We start from the raw sequence: 20,017 nt of genomic DNA on the forward strand, positions 1-20,017 counted from the left end.
TTTTTTCCTTTCTACCTGAACAATCTCTGCAGTATCAGGTTATAATATTTATTCGAATCTTTCTTGAACAGCCCGCGCAGGTGCGGCTGTGCATTCATTTTCAATGTTCCGGCTTCTACCATCGGACCGTAATATTTTCCCCATCCGACCTCTACTTCCCCGTTTTTTCCTTTTCTGGCCGAAACGGTGTCCAGTAGATGGGCGTATCCAGACTTTCGAATCTGTGATCTCGGTTTTGGCAGCGCCCGCACATCTCTGGCCAGCTGCTCCGCGCCATCCATCATGGCTGCTTCAATTCTGCTCTGTTCGAATTTCTCCTGATATTCCTGAATGATCTTCTGAAATTCGTTCATGCCGGCGGAATAGAAATCGTCCTCATTCATACTGTTACCTCAACGGAAAAATAAGAATGAAAGACCTTATCTTCCTGCACGTACTCGTGATAGATGGTAGGATGGAACCCGACTTCTCTGAGTTTTTCTCTCAGTTCCATCAGTTTTTCATTCCGCGGCGTACGAGAATAGAAGCTAATCTGGTATGTTTCCACATTTTCGTACTCTTCTCCAGATGCCAGAATATCCTCCCAGATATAGTCCCAATAGACCACACGCGGGTATTTGTTTGTATTTTCCTGGCTTGCGATTCCCTCATTGACCGGGATCTGGAGCGAGTGGAGCAAATCGCTTAATTCCTGTTTTTTCATGCAATCACCTCAATCGTTCGATCTGGCCGCACCAGTGTGAGCTCTGTTTCCGGGAATCCGTCCTTGTTTATGATGTGCGCTGCATTATAGACTCGGTGCTGCGTTCCCTCGATGACACACACACAGTCACTGTCAATTTTCTTGTACTGCGGGATCCGTATTTTCATCGTAATTTCCCGTCCGCTCTGACTCAGTGCGTATCTAGTATGATCATACACGGATATTTCGTTATACCAGATTGTCATATGCTGATTTTCCAAAATGTCTTCCGGAAAATCTTTGGTTTCGTCTGTTTTGATTCTATAGAGTTCAAAGCAGCCGCTTGTGTACACCGGCAGGCTCATGACGGCACCTCGCTTTCCAGCTGCCATGATAAGATAATTGCAGCATAGTTCTGCTCCCACTCGTACGTTTTATGATTATATGCATAGTACACATAATTTTTCAGCAGACTCCGAAACGTATCATCCGTTTCCAGGTTTCTTCCTGGGTTGAGTGTATCGAGACGGTGTTTTCCCTCTTTCAGATACCGAAGCAGGGACTCATCCGGGAAATACGGCGGAATCTGAAATTCCTGCCGCACTTCCTCAATCATTTCTTCCAGCATTCCGCCTTACCTCCTTATTCTCCTGTTTGCTCTTCTGCCTGCGCGGTTGTCTGTGGGACCGTTACCTGCTGAACCGGCAGCACGTACTCTTCCAGTTTCGTTACATCAAATACTACAGCGCAATCATCATCCACCGCGCGTCCGTTCGCATAGCATTTTCCGACGATAACGTCTGCATCATCCATTGCTTTTGTCTGGTCATAAGTGTTCAGCTCCACGCCAGATGCTCCCATCGTGTAGACACCTGCCATGGTAAAAATGCCTTTTCCTTTCGGTACATTCGCATCCGGAATCTTTTCGAGGCTCATAAACGAGGTGTTTCTGTATCCTCCCGTGAGACTTTCTCCATACAGCGCCGGGTCCACATATTCCGCCTCATCGCTCGGATTACACAGTAAATACAGCGTTCCGATTTCTCTCTTTCCGTCTTTGCTCAGTGTCTTTCTTACTGGAGCAAGTCCTTTCGGGCTGAATTTGGTTACCGTGTTCATTACCGTTTTCGCCTGCGCGGTTCCGTCCGCTTTGAAGCTCGCGATCTTATTCATGATTCCTACAGGACCCGTTTTTCCGTTTCCATCCAGATATCCTTTTACCAGACCGTCCTGCATTGCCTCCGCAAGAATTGCCGTAAAATATTTGTCCACAAATGGCAGCGCAAGATCCCGAATTGCTTTCGGAATCACAAGATATACTGTCAGTTTTTTCACTTCCAGGTCAAGAGTTTCAAAACTTGCGTTCAGCTCTCCTTTGATGGCATCTGTCAAGTCCCCCCATACTGCAGTCCCGGAATGTTCACCAACCAGCCATTTTTTCACATTTGCCGGGGCAAATTTTACCAGGCTCAGAATTTTACTTGCCTTTTTCACATCATCCAGCGTTCTGTCGATGATTTCATCCGGAATAATGTCGATCTGCTTTGCAGTGATTGCCTGTTTCACATCTTTCAGCCCCTCGTAGAACTGTTTTTCCTTGTCTGACAGATTGTGAAGGTTCAGGCGTTTTCTGTATTCCTCATCGTGAGCCGCGCGGGCGTTCTGCTCCACCAGCTGATTGATGAGTTCTTTGTTTTTCTCCTCCACGATCATAGCTGCAGCCTGATAGATCGCCTCTACCTTATCGTCTGCATCTTCCATCATCTTCATTACTTTCTGTTTCAGCTCTGCCTCTGTGATTTTATCGATGTTCATTTTTTTCTCCTTTCTGAAAGAAAGCGTCAAATCCGCTTTTCTGTTTTTGCGCCGGCGCAACGGCCCGCATGAACTTTTTAACCTCCGCATCCAGGAATGTGCGATTGTTCAGCTGTTTGATCAGCTGTTCATTTTCTGCGAGAAGCTGTTCTGTCCGCGGCTCCTCCTTCTGCTCCACGCCGATTTTATCAATCAGTCCGCACTCCAAGGCTTTCTGCGGCGTGAGCACGGTCTCTGCATCCATCATGGCTCTCAGTTCTGCCTCATCGATGGTCGCACGGCGCATCATCAGCTGCACACAGGATTCCATACACACGTCCAGCTTGTCCGCCTCTTCCCGGAGCTGTTTTGCATTTCCTGTGACGCTGGCCCACATGTTGTGGATAATCGCGCTTGTGCCGTATCCCATGATTCGCTCATCGCACCCCTGCAGAATTGTAAACGCGATTGAATGGCATACGCCGTCCACGATTCCCACTTTGTGTGCCTTGCTCTCCTGCAGCAGGTTGTAGATGGCCGTTCCTTCCGAAACCGATCCGCCGTAGGAATTAATATGCAGTTCAATTTCTTCCCCATCCGGCACCGCTTCCAGGAGCTTCTGGAAATGTGCCGCGGATGTCTCCGACTCGTCATAGTCCCAGGTTTCCCAGTTCCACTCTCCATATTTCGAGATATCGTCATACAGAAAGATCTTGTGCACGTTGCCATCCACCTGCTGGCAGTAATGCATCTCTTTTCTTTTCATGGTTTTCTCCTTCCCTTGTTATTTGCTGTTTCACCCATCAGCTGGGAGATTTACTCTGTGTTTCCCGTGACCGCGCTTTCGTCCGCGGTATAGTTCTTTGTCACCATTCGGCTTCGGCTGAATTCTGTATTCAGTGCTTCCCAGCCGATGGATTCCCGCAGCTCATCCAGGTTGAAGCCGATGCTCCGCAGGGTACTCATGCCGGTTGCGCACTCGATCAGGTCGCGGTGCTTGAATCTTGACAGATCCACCCAAATTTTCTCGTCTTTTTCATAACTTTCTTTTCCGACAAGTTTTGCGTTGAATGAATCGTTCAGAATTTCGGCAATCGGTGAAACTGCGTAGGTGATGAACTCGTTTGTGCTGTCCGCTTTTTCTGTGATTTCTCCCAGGAATACCGCCATTGGGATGTTAAATGCCATTGCGGTGTCCTTAAAAATTTCTTTCGCAAACTTTACAACGTCCTCACTTGCCCCTCCGGCCTTAATTTCAATCTGGTTGATATCAATTCCGGCACTCGTGATGATAGTTGACGGTTCATCACTCAGCAACGTCTCCTGCAGCTTCTCTTTGTATTGATCTTTTGTCAGCGTTTTCACGTTTCCATTCTCATCTTTTGTCGCAATGATGGAATTTGTCGCGTCAAAATGGAGCTTGAATTTCGGCGTATTAACATACGTCTGCATCGTGCAGACCGCGTTCGCCAGCTTATTGTACTTTTTCGCAATATTCCCAAGGTGTGCACTGAGCCGGTCATTTCGCAGCCGCAAGTGCAGCACCTGATCCGCCGTCAGGTACATGTCCAGCGTCATCGTTCTTCCGTTGCAGCTGATCGTGATATCGCTGTAGATCTGCGGTAAGATTACACTGTCATTCAGTGTCCAGGAATCCGCAAGAAAGTATTGCTCACCCACTCTGCAGATTAACGCTTCTTTTTTCGTCAGCAGTTTGTGGATTGCCGCACGCCAGAAATCCGTTCCGGTTTCATTTGCATTCGGCCGCACGTTCAGCCGCCAATAGACGTCATCTTTTGCCCGTCTTGTTCCTTTTTTGTCTTTCCTCTGGACTACAATTTCCGATTTTGCAATCGCATCCGCAATCATACCAATTGCTTTCTCTTTTGCGAACTCATATAACTGCAGCTGCTGTGTGGTCGATGTTATGATTTCGAGCAGAGACTCTTCTTTTTCTGCTCTTTTGAAAAACCAATCAAACATAGATAACCGTCTCCTTTATCTCGTCCTTCGAAAACATCGCCGCCACGAAAGCCATAAATCCATCGTTTTTTCTTAACTTCGGTTCTATTTTTCCGTACATCTTGTTTCCGTATTTGTCCGTGCTCACTTTCGTATTGTTTGTGTACCATCGCATGATGGATGACGGACCATAATTTATTTTTCCTTCTGCAAACAGCCTTTCAATCTCCGGAGCAATGATGGCACACGCCGATCCGATTCTTCGCACCAGTCTTACCAGTCCCGCCGGATTCTGTTTGCTTTCGATCGTTATTCCAGCTTCTTCGAATTTTGCTTTAAACATCTGGTAGCGGTAGGTGTCCATTGTGATCTTCTGCACAACATATTCATTCATCTTCTCAACACACCATCGAATGATGGCGTCAATCGGGATCGTCGGACCATCCACCACCTCAAAGTCCTCAAATTCCGGCTGTCCGAAATTGTTCAGCGGAAATTTGATTTTCTCCAAAAACGGTGAATCTTTGCAGATCCATGTGTGCTGCCGCCAGATGAACTCCTCTCCGTCCTGCGTCAGCACTCCGGCCGATGCAAAGTCTCGAATGTCGGCATAGTCCAACGCCAGAATCGCAAGTTTGCCTTTCGTGTCCGCTGTTTTTCTCGGTGTTTTCCGTTCGATATCGTCATAACAGCACCGCAGAATGTTGTTCCATGATGTTACTGTTTCTTCTTCATTCCGCGCCGGCAGATTGAACCGTTTGGTCATCAACTCCGGAAGTTTGCTCGGAAGCTTCTGTGCTTCCAGATAATCTTTCATGATCTGCGTTTCCAAAATTGGCATATATTCCAGCGACGGATTGGCCTTGTGCCAGGCTTCCGGAAGATCTTTTTCTTCTTTCGCATCCAGCTTGCAGACGAACGGAAAATATCCGAGCGGATTTTCACCCGTCCTCAGAATCTCTTCTATCATCGTCAGAATTTCATCCAGCGGTCCATCTCTTACATATCCGTTTGTGGTAATGATAAATTCCCGCGGATGCTTTACTTTTCCAAGTGCGCTTTCGAATACATTGATCTGCTCGTAATTCTCGTAGGCGTGTATCTCATTCAAAATCAGGCATCCAGGCCGTTTTCCATCTTTTGTCTCTGCCCTGCTCGTGTTGTATTTCAACTCCGATCCGGTCTTGAGATTCGTGATCAGCTCTTTTGTGACGCTGAATTTTCCCTTGAACTTCTTTTTTTTGCATACGTTGTAAGCAACCTTGAAAGTTTCATTCGCCTGATCTTCTGCATTTGCCACGATTTCTATGTGATAATTTTCAACGCCGTACAATGGCGTCTGAAAGAAATTCGCTAGCGGTACGATAAATCCATCCTTTCCGTTTCCTCTTCCCATCATCACAATGAATTTTTGAAATAGCGGCATATCGTTCACGTACATAAACACGAACGCATAGATGAATTTCTGATACGGAAAAAGCGGGTAATAATTATTCTCGCAATACTGCAGACATTTTCTGTAGGTTTCTTCGTCAAAAAAAACATCGTCTCGCCTTAACGTCGGGAGTACGATGTTTTTGATCAGCAGCTGTCTTTCTTTGTTGATCCATTCCGGATGGGCTTTCGCGTAGGCAAGATAGTCGTCAATTTCTTTACAGGTAACCATCTGCCTCAGACTCATTCGAGATCTGGTCTCTCAGACCAAGATCACTCAAAATTTTTAACATAATTGCCGTGGTTTTCTGCAGATTCTGCACAGATTCATTCGTTTTTTCCACCTTAATTCCGTTTCCGTTCATGGCTTCATAACGGATTCCACGCTTTTTGATATCCTGGATCAGATCCTTTTTCAACTTCCAGTAATGCATATAATCTTCTACCAGATCTCCGTAAAAATCCGCTGTTTTTCCCTGTAATCTCAACTGCTCCAGCAGCGACTCCTTAACATCTTTCTGTGACATCTGCTCACCACCCTTCTGTTTTTTCCCACTTCACCCGAACCGGTTACCCCCACCCCTTTCACGCGAGAATCTGAAAAATCTGAACAGTCATGCCCCTTCCTACCCGTTCTACCCCGGCCAAAAATCGCCGAGAATTACCCCGGGGGGATGGTCACCACTGCTCCGGCGCGATCACTCGGCGCTTCGGAATGAATTTCCGTTCGACATGTCTGCCATGCCGCTCATTGTGACACTGTGTGCACAGGCTCACCAGGTTCTCATCATCCAGCGCCAGCTCCGGATGCTCTTTCAGCTCCATGATATGATGGACCTGTGTTGCCCTCCGGATCTTTGCATCCATCGCCGGCAGCCTCACATCTTTTTCTTTTGCTTCCTGCAGTCTCTTTCTGCAGTCCTGGCATTCGTACCGATCTCTTCGCAGAATGGCCAGGCGTTTGTGTTTCCACTTTTCGGAATTGTAGAATTCCTTTGCTTCTTTATCTGTCATGTTTCCCCCATAAGAAAATCCCCACATTTCTGCAGGGATTTTCTGTGACAAGGTGTGATCAATTTTTGAACTGGAGAATCGGTTTTCCTTTTCCCGTTTCTCTTCTTTTACACTATATCACATATGCAGTATGACATTCTATGACATCTTAAAATTTCCCAACGCCTTTTTATGTATCCTCTGCACATGTTCCGGACTATATCCCATCCGCTCGGCAATCTGCTCCCACCGGAGCCAATGGATGTATCGTAATCTTAACACCGTCTTTTCCGTCTCATCCTGCATCTGTTCGATTTTCTGCGTGATCTCTCTCCGGATGCTGATCCGCTTCTCCATCTGTTCTTTCAGATCCGCCAGCAGCCCGTCCAACTGCGCCGCATATTCCGACAGATCTCCACAACTGCTCCCGTGCGGCATCCCGTCCTGAATCAGCATGGGGTACATCTTATCCATTCTCAGCTCATCAATCTCCTGCTGGATCGCCTTTTCCGCAAGCACTGCACTGTGATATCTTTTGAGATATTCCTTTTTCTTTTCGTTCTCATCTCTGTTCTGCTCCATCGGTCTCACCTCCTCTTACCATTCGGCTTTTACCACAATTCTATTAGCTTCACTTCCGGAACCGGCACGTCTTTTTCTCGTAATTTGTCACTGATCATTTTTAATATTTTTGCCTGCTCCCATACATACGCATATCCGAACCGGTTATCATCCGTGTACCGCCACGCACTATCTCTCGTTATTCTTATTGTTTCTTTTTCGTTAATCAATATTTTGATTACATTTGCCAGTGTTTTTCCCGTTCTTCTCCCTTCGACCAGCCACGCAGGAATCTCTGATAATGCGTACTGTTTCTGTCTCTGATCAAGCTTAATATCCAGCGCCGCCTGTATCAGTTTCAACATAGCCAGCTTTCTTCTCCATTCATCTACGTCATCCAGCCTCAGCAGCATTTCCCGAACTATATCTTTCATTCTTTCTTCCGTTCCACCTTCTTCTGTGCAAAATCCCCTTTCTGTTTTCTGTTTTGTTTTCGTATTTTCAAGCGTCAACACCATGCTTTCCTGCTCCCTCCATGATGTTCTCAACTCCGCAGATATTTCCGGCTTATCTACAATTTCTTTCTGAATCACTTCCCAAATTCCCATAGTCCATATTCCTTTCTATTTTTGTATGCTCATCGCAGCTTGAATCATCTGCATTGCCAGAATAAAATCCAACATTCCTAGGATCTGATCTTCTTTTGACGGAACGTATTCCTTATTTCCGTCACGATCCGCAATCGTCACAGTCCTTTTTAATCCCAAACCCACTTCTACTACCGCAAAAATTATCATAAGCGTTTTTGCAACTGCTCGCATCTTATTCCTCCCACTTCAGTCGTTGACCGCAGTACGGACAGTAGTTCTGAGTCTCAAATACATCACATCCGCAGTTTTCGCACTCGTAAGCCGTAATTCCGTTCCAATCCTGTATTTCCTTCGGTTCTGTCGGAGTATTCTTTTCTGCTGCTTTTGCTGCCTGATCCGGATCCATGCCTGAATCCTCGTAGTCTTTCAATTTGCACAGAGCACCGTAGATCTTTTCGCTTACCGTTTTTGTGATTTTATGCCCAGTCCGAAGTTGCTCCCAACTTACACCTCTCAGGTGCCATAATCCTGTTTTACTCTTTTCTGTTAGCCTTACCATGTTTCTCGCTCCATTCTCTTAAGTATTCCATCTGTTCTTCATCCTCCCGCGGATCCTTTGTGTGTTCTGGTCGGTTCAGTAGCCACGCGGTGCCGCCTAACATAACCGCGCACAGCGCCAAAATTCCAATAATCGTTTCCATTTCCCCTTATCCTTTCTTCAAAATTTCAATTCTTACACGATCCCATTCTTCCATCAGTTCCGGCGGATAATTATTTCCCTTTTCAGCATTCCTTTTCCTTCTGCATATTCCGTTATCTCTTGCTACTCTTCCAACTGTAGCTTCTGTCACTCCGGTTCTGGCCGTGATTGCTTTATATTTTTCCCCTTTCTGCAGCATTTCCAGAATCAATTTTTCCATTTCTTCCGGTATTTTTTTCATTCTCTTCTCCTTCTTCCCGGCAGTGTTCACACTTCCGTCGCGAGCTTACCAATGTCCCTTTTATTTTGTGCGCTTTTGGGCATCCCGGATCAACATATACCGCGTATGTTCCAATGCTCTGCACGTGCTTACATTTTTCGTAATCTTCCATTTTTTCTTCCTCACAGATAATTTTTCCCAAAGATCTCCCGGAAACTTAATTCCGGGAAATTCTCTTCGAATGCTTTCTGCCCTTCCGCCTGCAGATATCGGTTCGCTTCTCCCGCCGGATCCTGATGCACTGCTCTGGCTGATGTCCTGTGGCATTCCGGGCAGATATAGACTTTCAGGCCATATTCCTCCGACAGATGCCGATTCGGTCCGCCGAAGATGTGGTGTTCCTCTAACACCGGTTTCCAACCATAATCCCCCCCTCTGGCGCAGAGATAACAGATCCGGCTCTCCTTGTTCTGCAGCAGGCTCTCTCTGTGCTTCTTTCTCTTCTTTTTCGTCTGCGGTTTCGGAAATAACATTTTCTCTCTCCTCTCTGTTACCGGAACGGGATTTCATCTTCAACGCCCTCTGGAATATTCATGAATCCATCATCGTCCGTCTCCGGTTCTGTTTTTCTCTTTGGTGGTCTTGCCGCGCTTGCTCCCTTGCTCTCCACGAACTCCTGCTCCTCTACAACCACATCTGTCGCGTAGACCTTCTGCCCTTCACGATTGGTGTAGCTTCCGGTCTGAATCCGGCCGGTGATGGCGATCTTGATTCCCTTCTGCAGATATTTCTCTGCAAATTCCGCCTGCCGTCCAAACGCTACGCATCCGATGAAGTCCGCAGTCACTCCTCCCTCTTTTTGAAATCGGCGATCCACTGCCAGCGTATAGCGCGCCACCGCACTCTGCTCCGGTCCCTGTGTCCAGCGGACGTCCGGATCTCTGGTTAATCTTCCCATCAGCATCACTTTATTCATTTCTTTTCCCCTTTCTTTATTACCTTTGTATTTTTGATCCGGAACGCTCTTTGCGCTCCCGGCTCCGCATCTGTCTCAAGGATTCCATCGGCTACGAGCTCTTCCATGTGTTTTTTCACCGTTTTTGCAGATATGCTCAGTTCGTCCGCTATCTCTTTGTAGCTCGGCGGATATACATGTTTCGAAATGTATCTGGCGATATATCGGTATATTTCTTCCTTGATCGCCGTACCCTCTCTTCTACAATACATTCACGTCCTCCATTCCATATCCCCGCTCATCGACCTTGCCTTTCAGCCATTCATAGAGACCCTCTCTGTTTCCCAGGATCTCTGCTGTCAGATTTTTATGCAGGTAGTCCGCCACGCCCCACGCGGTCAGCGTATCCAGATACTCTTTTCGCTGCATCGTCTTTCCCAGTACATCAATGCTCTCCGTTCCCGGGTAATCCTCTGGAAGATTCATTTGCCCCGGCATCTGCTCCTCTGTCTCGGTTTGTGCGGTTTCCGTTGCGTTTTGCGTGCTTTCCGCTCCGTTTTCCGCAATTTCCGTCTCACTTTGCACTTTTTCTTCTGGTTTCCGCGGTTCTTCTGATTGCGGTGCCTCATTTTTCTTTTGCTCCGCATTTTGGGACGTCTCTTTTTCTGGCTTTTTCGGTGTCTCCAAAACCGGCTCCGCTTCTGTATTTACAGGGCTTTCCGGCTTTTTAATTTGCGCCGGCGCAATTGGTTTTGTCTCACCTTTTTCCTGCGGCTCTATTTTGGGATGCTCCTCTTCCTGTGTTCGCTGATGCCATTCCGCGCTCTCGAAGATTTTTTTCGTGATTGCGAAAAACTCCGCCCAGCTCATTTTCTGCGGCTGCTGTCCGAACTGCTTGATCTGGATATCGTTCTCATACATCGCCATGTAGTACAGCCCCGCGCGGAACGTTTTGACTCCCGCCGGATTGACGATCTCAACCATTTTCTCCGACTCGCCGTCCGCATAGGCCTCGCTCTGCTCCAACTGTTTTGCAATCGCCGCATTGGCTTCGAAGAATTTCCACACCAGCTTTTCCAGTGAGTCCGCGGCTTCCGGTTTCGGCGTCTCCTTGTTGAAGTGTTTCAGCTCCCGAATATCTGCCTTTGGCATCTCCGGCCGGATCATTTCCATGTCTGCATCCGGCAGGGAAAGCATCTCGGAGAGCTTGCTGCTCCCCATCTGCGCATATTCCGGCCGCAGGCGGTCCGAATAACCGTCGATGCTGAATTTTCGGTTGATGCTCATGAATCTCGAGATCGTCGATGCGCTCAATCCGTATTCTGCTTTAGCGAATTCTGTCACTGTCTCATAGCCATCATTTTTATATAGTTTCTGCTCCTCGATCTTCCGGAGTGTGTAACCGATCCGCACAAAACTCTCCTGCACGCCGATCAAGTCCCGCTTAAGGCTCTCTTTCATCGCAAGCCAGTCATCCAGGGTTAATTGTGTATATTCTTCCATACCTACCTCCTATGCTGTCATTGTCATCACTTCACTGGTTTCTTCCTGCAGAGTTCCGCTTTTCAGCTTTTCCAGATAATTATCCAGCCAGCTCTGAATTTTTTCTTTATCCGGCTTTGTATCCCTTTCTCCATACCACTGCACTATTCTTTTTTGCTCCGGGTTGATTTCGATGGTGATATACGGTGTTTCCGGTTCTTTTTGATATCTCATCATCAGAATATAGCTTTTCCCTTCGTTGTGTTTGCTCAAATAGTTATCTCCTCCCACGCAATGATGGAGAATCCTTCCTTCCATCACGATCTCCGCCGCTGATCGGGCCGGCCTGATGACATACATTGCATCTTCGTAGTAGTATTCTTTTCGCAGGTTCCTGTACTGCTTCTTGATGTTCGGATATTTTTCTTCCGTCTCCCTCAGTCGTTTCTCGACTTCTTCCCGATTTGTCTCCGCAGTCATCTGTGTATGAGCTTCGTCTAAATTTCTTGGCTGCTGGTATACAGAGTTATTCAAGTCATATCCCCGTCTTTCTCGCATTGCCAAATAGTCCAGATACATGATGGCCGTATTTTGTATCTCGTTCATTGCCCTTCCGCAGTTTGTTTCATAAGCACATCCTGCATATTTTTCAATTCGATTCAGCAGTTTTTGAATGGTCATGTAATTCAGCACAAATGCGATGTGTGCAATATCCAACCCCGTTTCCCGCAGATGATTTACCTGCTCCTCCGTCCAATGCTGATCCAGGCTCTTTTCGATCTGCAGAACTCTCAAAAGGCGCGCATCTCCCTTTTCTTCGATAAGCTTTTTTGTACGTTCCCTTCGAATTCCCAGCAACGCATCCAACCTTTTCGCAGATGCATCCACAATAATTCCTGTGCGCCCTTCGTTGATGCCTTTCACAATCTCACTCAGCCCCAATTTTACCAGCATTTCAATCTGCGTCGTTTTCTGATAATTCTGCAGATACCGGATCGGATTTACTTCCTGCGCCTGTGCGGCATATTCTTTTAATTCACTGTAACGAAATATAGTATTTTTCAACTCTTCGTAAGTCTCCGGCATGATCGGCGCCGCTTTGATGTCAATGTTGGCAAGTCCGTATAGATTGCAGTCGTCCCAAAAGTCTTCATTCCGGCACAAGTCATGTTTATGATAGTCGATCTGCACCTTTTTCCCTGGCTCAAAGTAGGCTCTTGCCACCTCTACGCCGGAAAGTTCTTCTGCGGCATTGTACATCTCTGGTCCATCGTTCCCCTTGATGAAGCCCAGTGTCCATGCTTTCTCAATCTCCACGTACCGCAGCACTGCTCCATCTTCTTTGTATCGTTGTCCCAGGAACAGATGGATTTTCTTACTGTATTCACCCTTTATTTTTCCCTGGCACTTGTACGTTCCAACCGCGCCGCACATCGGGCATTTTCCGCTTTTTCCTTCTCGCGGTTCTTCGGTATGCTTCTGAAATTGGCTCTCGTAGGATATGCCATCTCTCCACCGCGCATCCGTTACACCGCCGCACTTGCTGCAGGCGATTTTTGTCCAACTTCCATATTTTTTGTAGTACAGATGATGTTCCTTTTGAAAATAAATTCTGTCCGCATATTCTAAAATTCTTTTTTCCGGAAGTTTTGCGGTATGCGACATCCTGTCTTTCAGTGCTTCCTGTCGGCGCACGAATTTTCGATGTTCTCTGTCAATTCTGGCAGCGGTCGCAAGATCATCCTCGTGCTTGTAGATGTACTGCCACCAGCGCGCCTCGTAGTATACAGGTATTTTTATCTTGCAGAATTTCTTTATTCTTTCCAGATCCTCCGTGCTCTGGAGGACATTTTCTTTTTCTATCTGCTCCCATGTAACAGCTTTTTCTCCCCATATATAATTCCCGTATCCACCATCTTTCTCCACTTTCTGCCGTGTCCACTGCTCTGTTTTGGGAAAATAATTCCAAAACTCCTTTTCTGTAAGGATGATTCGCACCACAGGTACCATTTTGGATTCTTTCTTGTTTTTGTACACCTCCAAAAACAAGTGCTTTTTGTTTCCAACGATCTTAACCGCTGTCACTCCGATGTACTTCACATCTTTTTTCCTGCTGATTTTCTTCAATCCGAGATACGGGATTCTCTCAATTTCTTTTTTTCTCATCTGCTCCGCCTACTTTCCCATATAATATTCCCGGATGATCCGCTTCGCAGTTCCCATCCCCGGAATCCCCAGCGTCACTCTTCCCGCTGTCACGCCGGCGGCTTTCAGAATCTCCTTTTCGATGGGAATCTGGTTCCCGAATGACCATTTCAGCAGCGCGGCAATACAGCCTTTCAGCGATTTTCCTTTTTTTCTGACGCTGTAGGCCATCAGCTCGTTTTCCATACACTGGCTTTTTATATACTCCACCCAGTCCTCCATGATCTCTTTCGGTTGCAGCTCTGCAGACTCAACCTCAATTTTGCCCAGTGCGGCCGTCATTGGATCGCACAGTTCCGGAATTTCTCCCTCGCAGAACAAATCCACGAAAATCTCCGGAATTCCGTTTTCTGTCGCCATGACGCGCAGACTCTCCACGTCTCCCTCGTTGAACAGATTTACTGCCAACTCGTTAATTTCTTTTGCTGATTCCAGCTCTCCAAATCGTTCAAACATCTCATCTTCCTCTTTTCATCTCATCCTGCAGCCAGGCGCTGTATTCATGCCGGCCCGGCGCGATTGTGATCTTGTGGTCTTTTACTTTTTCTGCCAGCTGCTCCCACTCCTGCTGATACTTGATCGGTTCCCCACGCGTATTCCGGAAACCGTTCTGCTCCCATGCCGGGAGTTGATTCTCCAGCATGTTCAGAACCCATTCGTCCGCGGCGTGGATCGTGATTTGACTCGGCTTGTGATACCGGCCAAGCGCCTTGATCAATATCTGCAGTGTGGCTCCGTGCATTGTACTGGTACACTCTCCCGTATCGTGTTTGGTCTTTCCTCCGGGAGCTTCCAGCACATAGCCCCAACTACGGCTTCTTTCTCGTGGATCGTTTGCGCTTAGCTCTATGTAGATGCCGGTCTCCATCGTCCTCTCTCCTCCTTTCCAGGCTGATCAGCGTGTATCGTCGGTATTTATAGCCTGTTTTCGGGTTGATCCCCTCGTAGTAGTCCGCTATATAGTACCCTTTCGGCGGTTTTACTTCTTCTTTCCACCTTTTCAGATATTTTTTCTCCGGATCCGGCAATGGCATGTTCCTGGAATGGTTGTATGACGCTTCTCTCAGTTTCGGTTTTGCCAGCGTTCCGTCCTGCTTCTTCTCTTTTGTGTCTCCGTCTTTTGTCATATATTCAGCCAGCTTCCGAAAAGACGGATCATATAGTCTTTCATTTTGTTTTATGGTTTCGATGTATATCCCACCTTTTTTCCAGGCTTTCTGCAGGATCGCTGCTGTTTCTCCGATCTCGTTAATGATAACGTGTATATGCCACGCTCCTTTGGTTCCTCGTTCTATGTTTCGCATCCAAAAAAGTTCTTCTCCACGTTTTTTATATTCTGCGCGAACCATTCTCCATGCTTTCCCGAAGTCAGTCACCGCCTGTTCCATCGTTTCCGGTCTGTTTTGTACTGCATACGTCAACGTCGCGAAACAGTCTCCCGATCGAAAATACTGCAGCATCCTCCTCTGACAGCTTTTCACCTTCGTTCTTCTGTTGGCTTCTTTCATCTGCTCCGGAGTTGTTTCCCTTTTCTTTTCTCTCTTGCCTCCTGGGCCTCCATATCTCCCGTCGTGGAACTCATCAATATCCAGCACAGTTCCCCCTCGGAGCCTATATACTTTCCTCTTCGTCGCCATCTCATGTGTCCTAACTTTAATCTCTTAATCGAGGTTTAACAGGGGACTTTCTCCCCTTATTTTTTCAATATTTTCTTTGACTTTCGATGCCGATCGTGATAAGATAAATATCGAAAAAACACTTCTAATCCCTGTCCTACATGTTTCTCAGCATGTAGGACGCTTTTTTGTCTTTTCTTCAAGATCTTCATATCTTCCCAGCTTGTCTACCAAGTCTCCGTAAGCAAATACAGAATTCATCTGGCTTTCCAGCCGGAATGTTCCGGCGTGATCCATCCAGATCCGGTACGTTCCGTCTGGATTTTTTACTGTCAATCTTTCTTTTGCCATTTTTTATCACCTCTAAACAACATACTTGCTCCGCAGTTCATCCAAATCGAAAACACCTCGTCCTTATGGCGTGCGAGCCGCTCCTCTTCTTCCTCTTTCCGTTCTGCGATCGTTTCCCAGATCCGCTTGACCGCCCATCCAGCGGCGGCGATTCCGAGACCGGCGGCCATCTGGGACGGTTTCCACTGCTCTACTCCTGCAAAATAAGTCCATGTTCCTGCTACTCCTGCCATAACAGCAATTACGTTCTGTACTTTCAATGTTTCTGCCTCCATTCTTCAAATTTTTCTGTGTCAAAAATGACCGGACTGTTTTTCTTCCGCGGATCAACTTTCCGTGCTACGCCCTCCGGTGCGTACATGATCGCCCGGTTCAGGACTTCTCTTCCGATCAGCGGATTCTCCATTCTCAGCAGCTCCGCTTTTCTCATGTAGCGCGCCGGATACTCGACGCGCATAGGCTCTTTCTTCTTGCTGGCACTGATTACGTATCTCTTTCCTGTCAGGTGCTCCAGCATCTTTGCTGCTTCATCTGTGGTTATCTTTTCCATTCAGATTTCCCCTTTCTTCTTATTTTTCCAGCTTCTGCGATTTTTCTTTCTGTCTCTCGCTCATCGCCGCCGCGGTGTTGATCGTGCCTTCCAAATAGCCGCGCTCTCTTTCGGACATGTGCGGAAGTTTTTCTGTAAGCTTTTCAAGAATTTCTTTTTCTCTTTCTGACATATTCGCCACTCCTTTTCTGTCTTATTTTGCTTTGTGAACGTATTATAACGCATTATCAACGCATTGTCAACGTATTTTTCGCATTTTTTCTTTTAATTTACGTTGACAACGTATTTTGCAGGTGTTATAATATTTTTAGAAACGGAGGTGAGAAAACATTGAACGAACGCATAAAGGAGTTAAGAAAAGCTCTCGGATTATCCCGAGAGGAATTCGCCAATAAATTAGGTTTAAAAAGCAGAGGGAAAATTGAAAATATTGAACTCGGTCGGACCAATCCCGATGAACCTTTTTTAGATTTGATTTGTGCGACATTCAATCTTAATCCTGAATGGCTCCGCACAGGAGATGGCGAAATGTTTGCCGAATTATCTAAGGACGAACAAATTGAAGAATTTATCGGAGATTTGCTTTCTAATGAAGAAGATTCTTTCAAACGCCGCCTGATTTCTGGTTTGGCTGCACTGGATGAAAACGGATGGAGCGTTTTAGAAAATTTCCTTGATTCCATCCAAATAAAAAAGGGCTGAGTTATCTCAGCCCCAAGAGTGCTCGAATATGAATGTAAATCATTCTCAATTGTTTTTGATTTGCATGATCGAGCATCTCAATTATAATTTTTTTGTAGTCCATATGTACGCCCTCCGATCTCTATCCTTATTATATACGAACGTTCGTTCGATTTCAATATCTTTTTTCGAACGTCCCTTTGCTAATAATACGAGATCTTCGGGCGAAAATTAGTATTTTTTGACATTTGTCCGGGTTCCCGGACACTTATTTGTACGGACTGTCGAATAAGTCTGTAATCCGCACTTTCAGGCCTTTGGCTATGGATTCCATCGTGTCGATTCTCGGCATTCTTCCGCTGCAGATATCTTCCAGCGTAGATTTTGGGATTCCAGTCAGTAAGGCCGCCTGGCGGAGCGTCAAATTTCTTTTGTATATGATGTCTTGAATTAATATTTTCATGACATTATAGTTCCCGATATTCGGGAAATTATACTTCCAGAAAGGGGGAATCGTTATGGGTATGCGATTCAAAAAGAGTAAGAAAATTGCTCCAGGCGTCAAACTGAACGTCTCCAATAAGAGCGTTGGTGTTTCTGTTGGCGGGAAAGGTGTTCATCATTCTGTGAGTAGCAGCGGTCGAAAGACAACCACTGTAAGCGCGCCTGGTACCGGACTGAGCTACGTTAAAACTTCCGGTGGAGGATCTCGTAAAAGGAAATCCTCTAAAAAAGCGCAAAGTGGAACCGTCGGATGTGGCACTATCCTGCTCGGCTTCATTCTGTTTTTCCTGATCGTCGGTGTCTTCTCAAGCGGGTTCAGTAGCGGGCGGAAGAAAGCAGCCGAAGCCGCGGCTTCATCCTCTTCCGCAGCTTCATCTTCCACCGTTTCTGCTGTGTCTGAGACCTCAACGCCGACTCCCACAGAAGCGCCCGTGGAAACGAAAGTAATGTACTCCCAGTCATCGCTCAACATTCGAGCCGCTGCAAGCGCGGATGCCGAAAAGCTCGGCACGTTCTCGGCTGGCGACTCTGTTACCGTTATCAGTTCTGAAAACGGTTGGTCTAAGATCGACTACAATGGGACAGAGGCTTACGTGGCAAGTGATTATCTTTCCGATACACAGCCAACCGCTGCTCCCGCCGCTACACAGGCTCCGGCATCGTCCGATCAGCAGGAAACTATGGTATGGGTTTCTGATTCCGGAAAGAAATATCATTCCAAATCAAGCTGCAGCAATATGTCAAATCCGCATCAGATCTCGTTATCCGATGCGCAGGCGCAAGGATACACGCCTTGCAAGAAATGCCATTAAAAAGTAAATAAAAAAATCCGCCCCGGTGCGCCAACACCAAGGCGGGGTTGCATCCAGATAATGGACACAGGTACCATCTGTATATTACCATTTTCTGGAACAGGTGTCAAAACGAACATTCGTTTCCCGATGCCTGTTATTTTTGCACCCTTTTTCAGAAAATGGAGGTATAGAACATGGCAAAAGCAAAATATACACGTCAAAAAAACGGATATTTCCAGGCCCGCGTATGGGACGGCACCTATCAGGGGACCCAGAAACACTATATCACGATCCGATCAAAGAAGAGCAGCAAAGATCTGGAAGAAAAGGTTGCTCAGTACAACAACAAAATCAAAAATATGGAGGCAGTCCGCGATAAACACATCCTGTTTCTGGATTACGCTCACAAGTGGCTTACCGTCTATAAGGCCGAAGCGGCCAACAATACAAAACGAATGTATCTCAACATCATTGAGAAACACATGAGCCAGATGGCGGGTGTGCGGCTCTGTGACGTCCTCCCGATCCACTACCAGATGCTCCTCAACGATGCCGCCGGCAAGAAGCGCACTCAGCAGCAGCTGCTCCTCTGCTTTTCGCAAATTATGCGGACCGCAGTGCATGATCGCCTTTACGCCGCGAATCTCTACGAGGATCTGAAGGACATCATGAAACCGGTCGACTACAAGGCGGATGAGAAGCGTCCGCTGACCGAAAACGAGAAGAAAGCAATGAAAGATGCTGAGTTATCCCCATCTGATCGGATTTTTGTGGATATCTTGTATGCCACCGGATTACGTTGTGGAGAAGTTCTTGCCCTCACTCGATTCGACATTGATTTTGTGGAGAAAACAATCAACGTCAATAAATCAATCGAATTTGACGATGCCGGTCATCCGAGTATCAAGTGCCCAAAGTCTCATAACGGATACCGGCAGGTACCGATCCCGCCGCAGCTCTTCTCCTCTCTCGAGACCTACGTTCGTTTCTGCATGAGAGGAACTCAGCTCTTTTCCATGCGCGGCGGCAAATTGGTGTCTAAATCCTCTTATCGCCGCAAGTGGGATAGAATTATCAAGGCCATGAATGAAGTCGCAGAACAGCCCATATCCGGGCTCACAGCGCACATTTTCCGGCACAATTACTGTACGGCGATGTGCTACCAGATCCCGCGCGTGTCGATCAAGAATATTGCGGCGCTCCTGGGCGACAGCGAGGCCATGGTGCTGCGCGTGTATAATCACATTATGTTGGAGCGCGAGGACACCGCAGGGGCCGTAGAAGCAGCGCTGTATATGTGACACGGAAGTGACACATTTACTTTGTATTACTTTGTTCTACTTTGTCGTACGACCATTTTTTACAATTTCATTTTTGTAACAGAAAAACGGCTGAAAACCCAGTAAAATCAAGGTTTTCAGCCGTTTCCATTTGATGAAGCATCGGGGATTCGAACCCCGGACAACTTGATTAAAAGTCAAGTGCTCTACCGACTGAGCTAATGCTCCGTAAAATATGCCTAGTTCCGGAATCGAACCAGAGACACGAGGATTTTCAGTCCTCTGCTCTACCAACTGAGCTAACTAGGCATAAAATTGCGGGAGTAGGATTTGAACCTACGACCTTCGGGTTATGAGCCCGACGAGCTTCCAGACTGCTCCATCCCGCGATATCCTATTTTTGTACTTGATTTCTCAAGTAAAGCCGATGATCGGACTCGAACCGATAACCTGCTGATTACAAATCAGCTGCTCTGCCAATTGAGCCACATCGGCCGATTGCCTGATTGGCAAGTGGGTGGTGGTGGATTCGAACCACCGAAGCAATTTGCAGCAGATTTACAGTCTGTCCCCTTTGGCCACTCGGGAAACCACCCATAAAAGAATGGGACCTACAGGGCTCGAACCTGTGACCCTCTGCTTGTAAGGCAGATGCTCTCCCAG

The 20,017-nt window shown here is 46.8% G+C and carries 33 protein-coding genes and 5 tRNA genes; 3 read left to right on the forward strand and 35 right to left on the reverse strand.

The window, feature by feature from the left end:
• Positions 1-11: 11 nt before the first annotated feature.
• The 29 genes from DWZ44_RS07385 to DWZ44_RS18185 form a co-directional block, all read right to left on the reverse strand.
• Positions 12-383 carry a hypothetical protein gene (locus DWZ44_RS07385; protein WP_117804530.1) on the reverse strand — a complete coding sequence of 124 codons (372 nt, stop codon included), beginning with the start codon at positions 381-383 and terminating at the stop codon, positions 12-14.
• Positions 380-703, reverse strand: a complete 324-nt coding sequence (locus tag DWZ44_RS07390; protein WP_117804531.1) for a hypothetical protein — start codon at positions 701-703, stop codon at positions 380-382. The genes DWZ44_RS07385 and DWZ44_RS07390 overlap by 4 nt, the downstream gene beginning before the upstream one ends.
• A complete protein-coding gene (locus tag DWZ44_RS07395) occupies positions 700-1,047 on the reverse strand; it encodes a phage head closure protein (RefSeq protein ID WP_158565842.1) in 348 nt (115 codons plus the stop codon). The genes DWZ44_RS07390 and DWZ44_RS07395 overlap by 4 nt, the downstream gene beginning before the upstream one ends.
• Entirely contained in the window at positions 1,044-1,310 is a 267-nt protein-coding gene (locus DWZ44_RS07400) for a hypothetical protein (RefSeq protein WP_117804533.1), read from the reverse strand. The genes DWZ44_RS07395 and DWZ44_RS07400 overlap by 4 nt, the downstream gene beginning before the upstream one ends.
• 14 nt (positions 1,311-1,324) lie before the next feature.
• A complete protein-coding gene (locus DWZ44_RS07405; RefSeq protein ID WP_243002038.1) occupies positions 1,325-2,497 on the reverse strand; it encodes a phage major capsid protein in 1,173 nt (390 codons plus the stop codon).
• Positions 2,484-3,242 carry a head maturation protease, ClpP-related gene (locus DWZ44_RS07410; protein ID WP_117804535.1) on the reverse strand — a complete coding sequence of 253 codons (759 nt, stop codon included), beginning with the start codon at positions 3,240-3,242 and terminating at the stop codon, positions 2,484-2,486. Before DWZ44_RS07410 ends, DWZ44_RS07405 begins: the two co-directional genes overlap by 14 nt.
• Positions 3,243-3,292: 50 nt before the next feature.
• Positions 3,293-4,459 carry a phage portal protein gene (locus tag DWZ44_RS07415; protein ID WP_117804536.1) on the reverse strand — a complete coding sequence of 389 codons (1,167 nt, stop codon included), beginning with the start codon at positions 4,457-4,459 and terminating at the stop codon, positions 3,293-3,295.
• On the reverse strand, positions 4,452-6,104 hold the full coding sequence (locus DWZ44_RS07420; RefSeq protein ID WP_117804537.1) for a terminase large subunit domain-containing protein: 1,653 nt from the start codon (positions 6,102-6,104) through the stop codon (positions 4,452-4,454). Before DWZ44_RS07420 ends, DWZ44_RS07415 begins: the two co-directional genes overlap by 8 nt.
• Positions 6,091-6,399 (reverse strand): P27 family phage terminase small subunit, encoded by a 309-nt coding sequence (locus DWZ44_RS07425; protein ID WP_117804538.1) that lies wholly within the window; start codon positions 6,397-6,399, stop codon positions 6,091-6,093. The genes DWZ44_RS07420 and DWZ44_RS07425 overlap by 14 nt, the downstream gene beginning before the upstream one ends.
• Positions 6,400-6,550: 151 nt before the next feature.
• Positions 6,551-6,886: an HNH endonuclease gene (locus DWZ44_RS07430; RefSeq protein WP_117804566.1), complete on the reverse strand. Its 336-nt coding sequence runs from the start codon at positions 6,884-6,886 to the stop codon at positions 6,551-6,553.
• A gap of 138 nt (positions 6,887-7,024) precedes the next feature.
• Positions 7,025-7,447 carry a sigma factor-like helix-turn-helix DNA-binding protein gene (locus DWZ44_RS07435; protein ID WP_117804539.1) on the reverse strand — a complete coding sequence of 141 codons (423 nt, stop codon included), beginning with the start codon at positions 7,445-7,447 and terminating at the stop codon, positions 7,025-7,027.
• 29 nt (positions 7,448-7,476) lie between these two features.
• Positions 7,477-8,034 carry a hypothetical protein gene (locus DWZ44_RS07440; protein WP_117804540.1) on the reverse strand — a complete coding sequence of 186 codons (558 nt, stop codon included), beginning with the start codon at positions 8,032-8,034 and terminating at the stop codon, positions 7,477-7,479.
• 15 nt (positions 8,035-8,049) lie between these two features.
• Complete coding sequence (locus DWZ44_RS07445) at positions 8,050-8,247, reverse strand: hypothetical protein (protein ID WP_117804541.1); 198 nt, start codon at positions 8,245-8,247, stop codon at positions 8,050-8,052.
• A 1-nt stretch (position 8,248) separates the two neighbouring features.
• Positions 8,249-8,422 carry a hypothetical protein gene (locus DWZ44_RS18175; protein ID WP_158565843.1) on the reverse strand — a complete coding sequence of 58 codons (174 nt, stop codon included), beginning with the start codon at positions 8,420-8,422 and terminating at the stop codon, positions 8,249-8,251.
• 127 nt (positions 8,423-8,549) lie between these two features.
• On the reverse strand, positions 8,550-8,717 hold the full coding sequence (locus DWZ44_RS18180) for a hypothetical protein (protein ID WP_158565844.1): 168 nt from the start codon (positions 8,715-8,717) through the stop codon (positions 8,550-8,552).
• A gap of 6 nt (positions 8,718-8,723) precedes the next feature.
• The gene (locus tag DWZ44_RS07450) at positions 8,724-8,957 is read right to left on the reverse strand and encodes a hypothetical protein (RefSeq protein ID WP_147342466.1); all 234 of its coding nucleotides are present in this window, start codon (positions 8,955-8,957) and stop codon (positions 8,724-8,726) included.
• Positions 8,890-9,108, reverse strand: a complete 219-nt coding sequence (locus DWZ44_RS07455; protein ID WP_158565845.1) for a hypothetical protein — start codon at positions 9,106-9,108, stop codon at positions 8,890-8,892. The genes DWZ44_RS07450 and DWZ44_RS07455 overlap by 68 nt, the downstream gene beginning before the upstream one ends.
• A gap of 10 nt (positions 9,109-9,118) precedes the next feature.
• Complete coding sequence (locus DWZ44_RS07460; protein WP_117804544.1) at positions 9,119-9,469, reverse strand: hypothetical protein; 351 nt, start codon at positions 9,467-9,469, stop codon at positions 9,119-9,121.
• A gap of 17 nt (positions 9,470-9,486) precedes the next feature.
• A complete protein-coding gene (locus DWZ44_RS07465) occupies positions 9,487-9,912 on the reverse strand; it encodes a single-stranded DNA-binding protein (protein ID WP_117804545.1) in 426 nt (141 codons plus the stop codon).
• Positions 9,909-10,163: a LexA family protein gene (locus DWZ44_RS07470; protein WP_117804546.1), complete on the reverse strand. Its 255-nt coding sequence runs from the start codon at positions 10,161-10,163 to the stop codon at positions 9,909-9,911. Before DWZ44_RS07470 ends, DWZ44_RS07465 begins: the two co-directional genes overlap by 4 nt.
• The gene (locus DWZ44_RS07475; protein WP_117804547.1) at positions 10,153-11,394 is read right to left on the reverse strand and encodes a hypothetical protein; all 1,242 of its coding nucleotides are present in this window, start codon (positions 11,392-11,394) and stop codon (positions 10,153-10,155) included. Before DWZ44_RS07475 ends, DWZ44_RS07470 begins: the two co-directional genes overlap by 11 nt.
• 9 nt (positions 11,395-11,403) lie before the next feature.
• A complete protein-coding gene (locus tag DWZ44_RS07480) occupies positions 11,404-13,539 on the reverse strand; it encodes a PcfJ domain-containing protein (protein ID WP_117804548.1) in 2,136 nt (711 codons plus the stop codon).
• A gap of 9 nt (positions 13,540-13,548) precedes the next feature.
• Positions 13,549-14,034, reverse strand: coding sequence for a hypothetical protein (locus DWZ44_RS07485; protein ID WP_117804549.1), 486 nt, complete (start codon positions 14,032-14,034; stop codon positions 13,549-13,551).
• Position 14,035: 1 nt separating this feature from the next.
• The gene (locus DWZ44_RS07490) at positions 14,036-14,446 is read right to left on the reverse strand and encodes an RNase H family protein (protein ID WP_117804550.1); all 411 of its coding nucleotides are present in this window, start codon (positions 14,444-14,446) and stop codon (positions 14,036-14,038) included.
• Complete coding sequence (locus tag DWZ44_RS07495) at positions 14,388-15,173, reverse strand: rolling circle replication-associated protein (RefSeq protein ID WP_199608671.1); 786 nt, start codon at positions 15,171-15,173, stop codon at positions 14,388-14,390. The genes DWZ44_RS07490 and DWZ44_RS07495 overlap by 59 nt, the downstream gene beginning before the upstream one ends.
• A 189-nt stretch (positions 15,174-15,362) precedes the next feature.
• Positions 15,363-15,545, reverse strand: coding sequence for a hypothetical protein (locus DWZ44_RS07500; RefSeq protein WP_117804551.1), 183 nt, complete (start codon positions 15,543-15,545; stop codon positions 15,363-15,365).
• Positions 15,527-15,805 carry a hypothetical protein gene (locus DWZ44_RS07505; protein WP_117804552.1) on the reverse strand — a complete coding sequence of 93 codons (279 nt, stop codon included), beginning with the start codon at positions 15,803-15,805 and terminating at the stop codon, positions 15,527-15,529. Before DWZ44_RS07505 ends, DWZ44_RS07500 begins: the two co-directional genes overlap by 19 nt.
• Complete coding sequence (locus DWZ44_RS07510) at positions 15,802-16,095, reverse strand: hypothetical protein (RefSeq protein WP_117804553.1); 294 nt, start codon at positions 16,093-16,095, stop codon at positions 15,802-15,804. Before DWZ44_RS07510 ends, DWZ44_RS07505 begins: the two co-directional genes overlap by 4 nt.
• 19 nt (positions 16,096-16,114) lie before the next feature.
• Positions 16,115-16,267: a hypothetical protein gene (locus DWZ44_RS18185; RefSeq protein WP_158565846.1), complete on the reverse strand. Its 153-nt coding sequence runs from the start codon at positions 16,265-16,267 to the stop codon at positions 16,115-16,117.
• A 158-nt stretch (positions 16,268-16,425) separates the two neighbouring features.
• On the opposite strand from DWZ44_RS18185, the gene DWZ44_RS07515 reads away from it, so the two are divergent.
• A complete protein-coding gene (locus tag DWZ44_RS07515) occupies positions 16,426-16,797 on the forward strand; it encodes a helix-turn-helix domain-containing protein (protein WP_117804554.1) in 372 nt (123 codons plus the stop codon).
• A 247-nt stretch (positions 16,798-17,044) separates the two neighbouring features.
• Here DWZ44_RS07515 and DWZ44_RS07520 read toward each other — a convergent pair whose 3' ends face one another.
• Positions 17,045-17,239, reverse strand: coding sequence for a helix-turn-helix domain-containing protein (locus tag DWZ44_RS07520; protein ID WP_117804555.1), 195 nt, complete (start codon positions 17,237-17,239; stop codon positions 17,045-17,047).
• 55 nt (positions 17,240-17,294) lie between these two features.
• Here DWZ44_RS07520 and DWZ44_RS07525 point away from each other — a divergent pair, with 55 nt between their 5' ends.
• Positions 17,295-18,092: a DUF4236 domain-containing protein gene (locus DWZ44_RS07525; protein ID WP_117804556.1), complete on the forward strand. Its 798-nt coding sequence runs from the start codon at positions 17,295-17,297 to the stop codon at positions 18,090-18,092.
• A 176-nt stretch (positions 18,093-18,268) separates the two neighbouring features.
• The gene (locus tag DWZ44_RS07530; protein WP_117804557.1) at positions 18,269-19,375 is read left to right on the forward strand and encodes a tyrosine-type recombinase/integrase; all 1,107 of its coding nucleotides are present in this window, start codon (positions 18,269-18,271) and stop codon (positions 19,373-19,375) included.
• A 134-nt stretch (positions 19,376-19,509) separates the two neighbouring features.
• On the opposite strand, the gene DWZ44_RS07535 is transcribed toward DWZ44_RS07530, so the two are convergent.
• From DWZ44_RS07535 to DWZ44_RS07555, 5 genes are all read right to left on the reverse strand, one after another.
• A tRNA-Lys gene (locus tag DWZ44_RS07535) sits at positions 19,510-19,582 on the reverse strand.
• An 8-nt stretch (positions 19,583-19,590) separates the two neighbouring features.
• Positions 19,591-19,663, reverse strand: a tRNA-Phe gene (locus DWZ44_RS07540).
• A 6-nt stretch (positions 19,664-19,669) separates the two neighbouring features.
• Positions 19,670-19,743 (reverse strand) — tRNA-Met (locus tag DWZ44_RS07545).
• Between the two features lie 33 nt (positions 19,744-19,776).
• Positions 19,777-19,849, reverse strand: a tRNA-Thr gene (locus DWZ44_RS07550).
• Positions 19,850-19,868: 19 nt separating this feature from the next.
• Positions 19,869-19,950, reverse strand: a tRNA-Tyr gene (locus DWZ44_RS07555).
• Positions 19,951-20,017 lie beyond the last annotated feature (67 nt).

Source organism: Blautia sp. AF32-4BH, from assembly GCF_003460565.1.
GTDB lineage: Bacteria > Bacillota > Clostridia > Lachnospirales > Lachnospiraceae > Fusicatenibacter > Fusicatenibacter saccharivorans.

What these genes read in the sequence shown, in the direction of transcription:
- DWZ44_RS07385 (WP_117804530.1), bottom strand. Translation starts at nt 383, where the DNA reads ATGAATGAGGACGATTTCTATTCCGCCGGCATGAACGAATTTCAGAAG.
- DWZ44_RS07390 (WP_117804531.1), bottom strand. Translation starts at nt 703, where the DNA reads ATGAAAAAACAGGAATTAAGCGATTTGCTCCACTCGCTCCAGATCCCG.
- DWZ44_RS07395 (WP_158565842.1), bottom strand. Translation starts at nt 1,047, where the DNA reads ATGAGCCTGCCGGTGTACACAAGCGGCTGCTTTGAACTCTATAGAATC.
- DWZ44_RS07400 (WP_117804533.1), bottom strand. Translation starts at nt 1,310, where the DNA reads ATGCTGGAAGAAATGATTGAGGAAGTGCGGCAGGAATTTCAGATTCCG.
- DWZ44_RS07405 (WP_243002038.1), bottom strand. Translation starts at nt 2,497, where the DNA reads ATGAACATCGATAAAATCACAGAGGCAGAGCTGAAACAGAAAGTAATG.
- DWZ44_RS07410 (WP_117804535.1), bottom strand. Translation starts at nt 3,242, where the DNA reads ATGAAAAGAAAAGAGATGCATTACTGCCAGCAGGTGGATGGCAACGTG.
- DWZ44_RS07415 (WP_117804536.1), bottom strand. Translation starts at nt 4,459, where the DNA reads ATGTTTGATTGGTTTTTCAAAAGAGCAGAAAAAGAAGAGTCTCTGCTC.
- DWZ44_RS07420 (WP_117804537.1), bottom strand. Translation starts at nt 6,104, where the DNA reads ATGGTTACCTGTAAAGAAATTGACGACTATCTTGCCTACGCGAAAGCC.
- DWZ44_RS07425 (WP_117804538.1), bottom strand. Translation starts at nt 6,399, where the DNA reads ATGTCACAGAAAGATGTTAAGGAGTCGCTGCTGGAGCAGTTGAGATTA.
- DWZ44_RS07430 (WP_117804566.1), bottom strand. Translation starts at nt 6,886, where the DNA reads ATGACAGATAAAGAAGCAAAGGAATTCTACAATTCCGAAAAGTGGAAA.
- DWZ44_RS07435 (WP_117804539.1), bottom strand. Translation starts at nt 7,447, where the DNA reads ATGGAGCAGAACAGAGATGAGAACGAAAAGAAAAAGGAATATCTCAAA.
- DWZ44_RS07440 (WP_117804540.1), bottom strand. Translation starts at nt 8,034, where the DNA reads ATGGGAATTTGGGAAGTGATTCAGAAAGAAATTGTAGATAAGCCGGAA.
- DWZ44_RS07445 (WP_117804541.1), bottom strand. Translation starts at nt 8,247, where the DNA reads ATGCGAGCAGTTGCAAAAACGCTTATGATAATTTTTGCGGTAGTAGAA.
- DWZ44_RS18175 (WP_158565843.1), bottom strand. Translation starts at nt 8,422, where the DNA reads ATGGATCCGGATCAGGCAGCAAAAGCAGCAGAAAAGAATACTCCGACA.
- DWZ44_RS18180 (WP_158565844.1), bottom strand. Translation starts at nt 8,717, where the DNA reads ATGGAAACGATTATTGGAATTTTGGCGCTGTGCGCGGTTATGTTAGGC.
- DWZ44_RS07450 (WP_147342466.1), bottom strand. Translation starts at nt 8,957, where the DNA reads ATGAAAAAAATACCGGAAGAAATGGAAAAATTGATTCTGGAAATGCTG.
- DWZ44_RS07455 (WP_158565845.1), bottom strand. Translation starts at nt 9,108, where the DNA reads ATGGAAGATTACGAAAAATGTAAGCACGTGCAGAGCATTGGAACATAC.
- DWZ44_RS07460 (WP_117804544.1), bottom strand. Translation starts at nt 9,469, where the DNA reads ATGTTATTTCCGAAACCGCAGACGAAAAAGAAGAGAAAGAAGCACAGA.
- DWZ44_RS07465 (WP_117804545.1), bottom strand. Translation starts at nt 9,912, where the DNA reads ATGAATAAAGTGATGCTGATGGGAAGATTAACCAGAGATCCGGACGTC.
- DWZ44_RS07470 (WP_117804546.1), bottom strand. Translation starts at nt 10,163, where the DNA reads ATGTATTGTAGAAGAGAGGGTACGGCGATCAAGGAAGAAATATACCGA.
- DWZ44_RS07475 (WP_117804547.1), bottom strand. Translation starts at nt 11,394, where the DNA reads ATGGAAGAATATACACAATTAACCCTGGATGACTGGCTTGCGATGAAA.
- DWZ44_RS07480 (WP_117804548.1), bottom strand. Translation starts at nt 13,539, where the DNA reads ATGAGAAAAAAAGAAATTGAGAGAATCCCGTATCTCGGATTGAAGAAA.
- DWZ44_RS07485 (WP_117804549.1), bottom strand. Translation starts at nt 14,034, where the DNA reads ATGTTTGAACGATTTGGAGAGCTGGAATCAGCAAAAGAAATTAACGAG.
- DWZ44_RS07490 (WP_117804550.1), bottom strand. Translation starts at nt 14,446, where the DNA reads ATGGAGACCGGCATCTACATAGAGCTAAGCGCAAACGATCCACGAGAA.
- DWZ44_RS07500 (WP_117804551.1), bottom strand. Translation starts at nt 15,545, where the DNA reads ATGGCAAAAGAAAGATTGACAGTAAAAAATCCAGACGGAACGTACCGG.
- DWZ44_RS07510 (WP_117804553.1), bottom strand. Translation starts at nt 16,095, where the DNA reads ATGGAAAAGATAACCACAGATGAAGCAGCAAAGATGCTGGAGCACCTG.
- DWZ44_RS18185 (WP_158565846.1), bottom strand. Translation starts at nt 16,267, where the DNA reads ATGTCAGAAAGAGAAAAAGAAATTCTTGAAAAGCTTACAGAAAAACTT.
- DWZ44_RS07520 (WP_117804555.1), bottom strand. Translation starts at nt 17,239, where the DNA reads ATGAAAATATTAATTCAAGACATCATATACAAAAGAAATTTGACGCTC.
- DWZ44_RS07525 (WP_117804556.1), top strand. Translation starts at nt 17,295, where the DNA reads ATGGGTATGCGATTCAAAAAGAGTAAGAAAATTGCTCCAGGCGTCAAA.
- DWZ44_RS07530 (WP_117804557.1), top strand. Translation starts at nt 18,269, where the DNA reads ATGGCAAAAGCAAAATATACACGTCAAAAAAACGGATATTTCCAGGCC.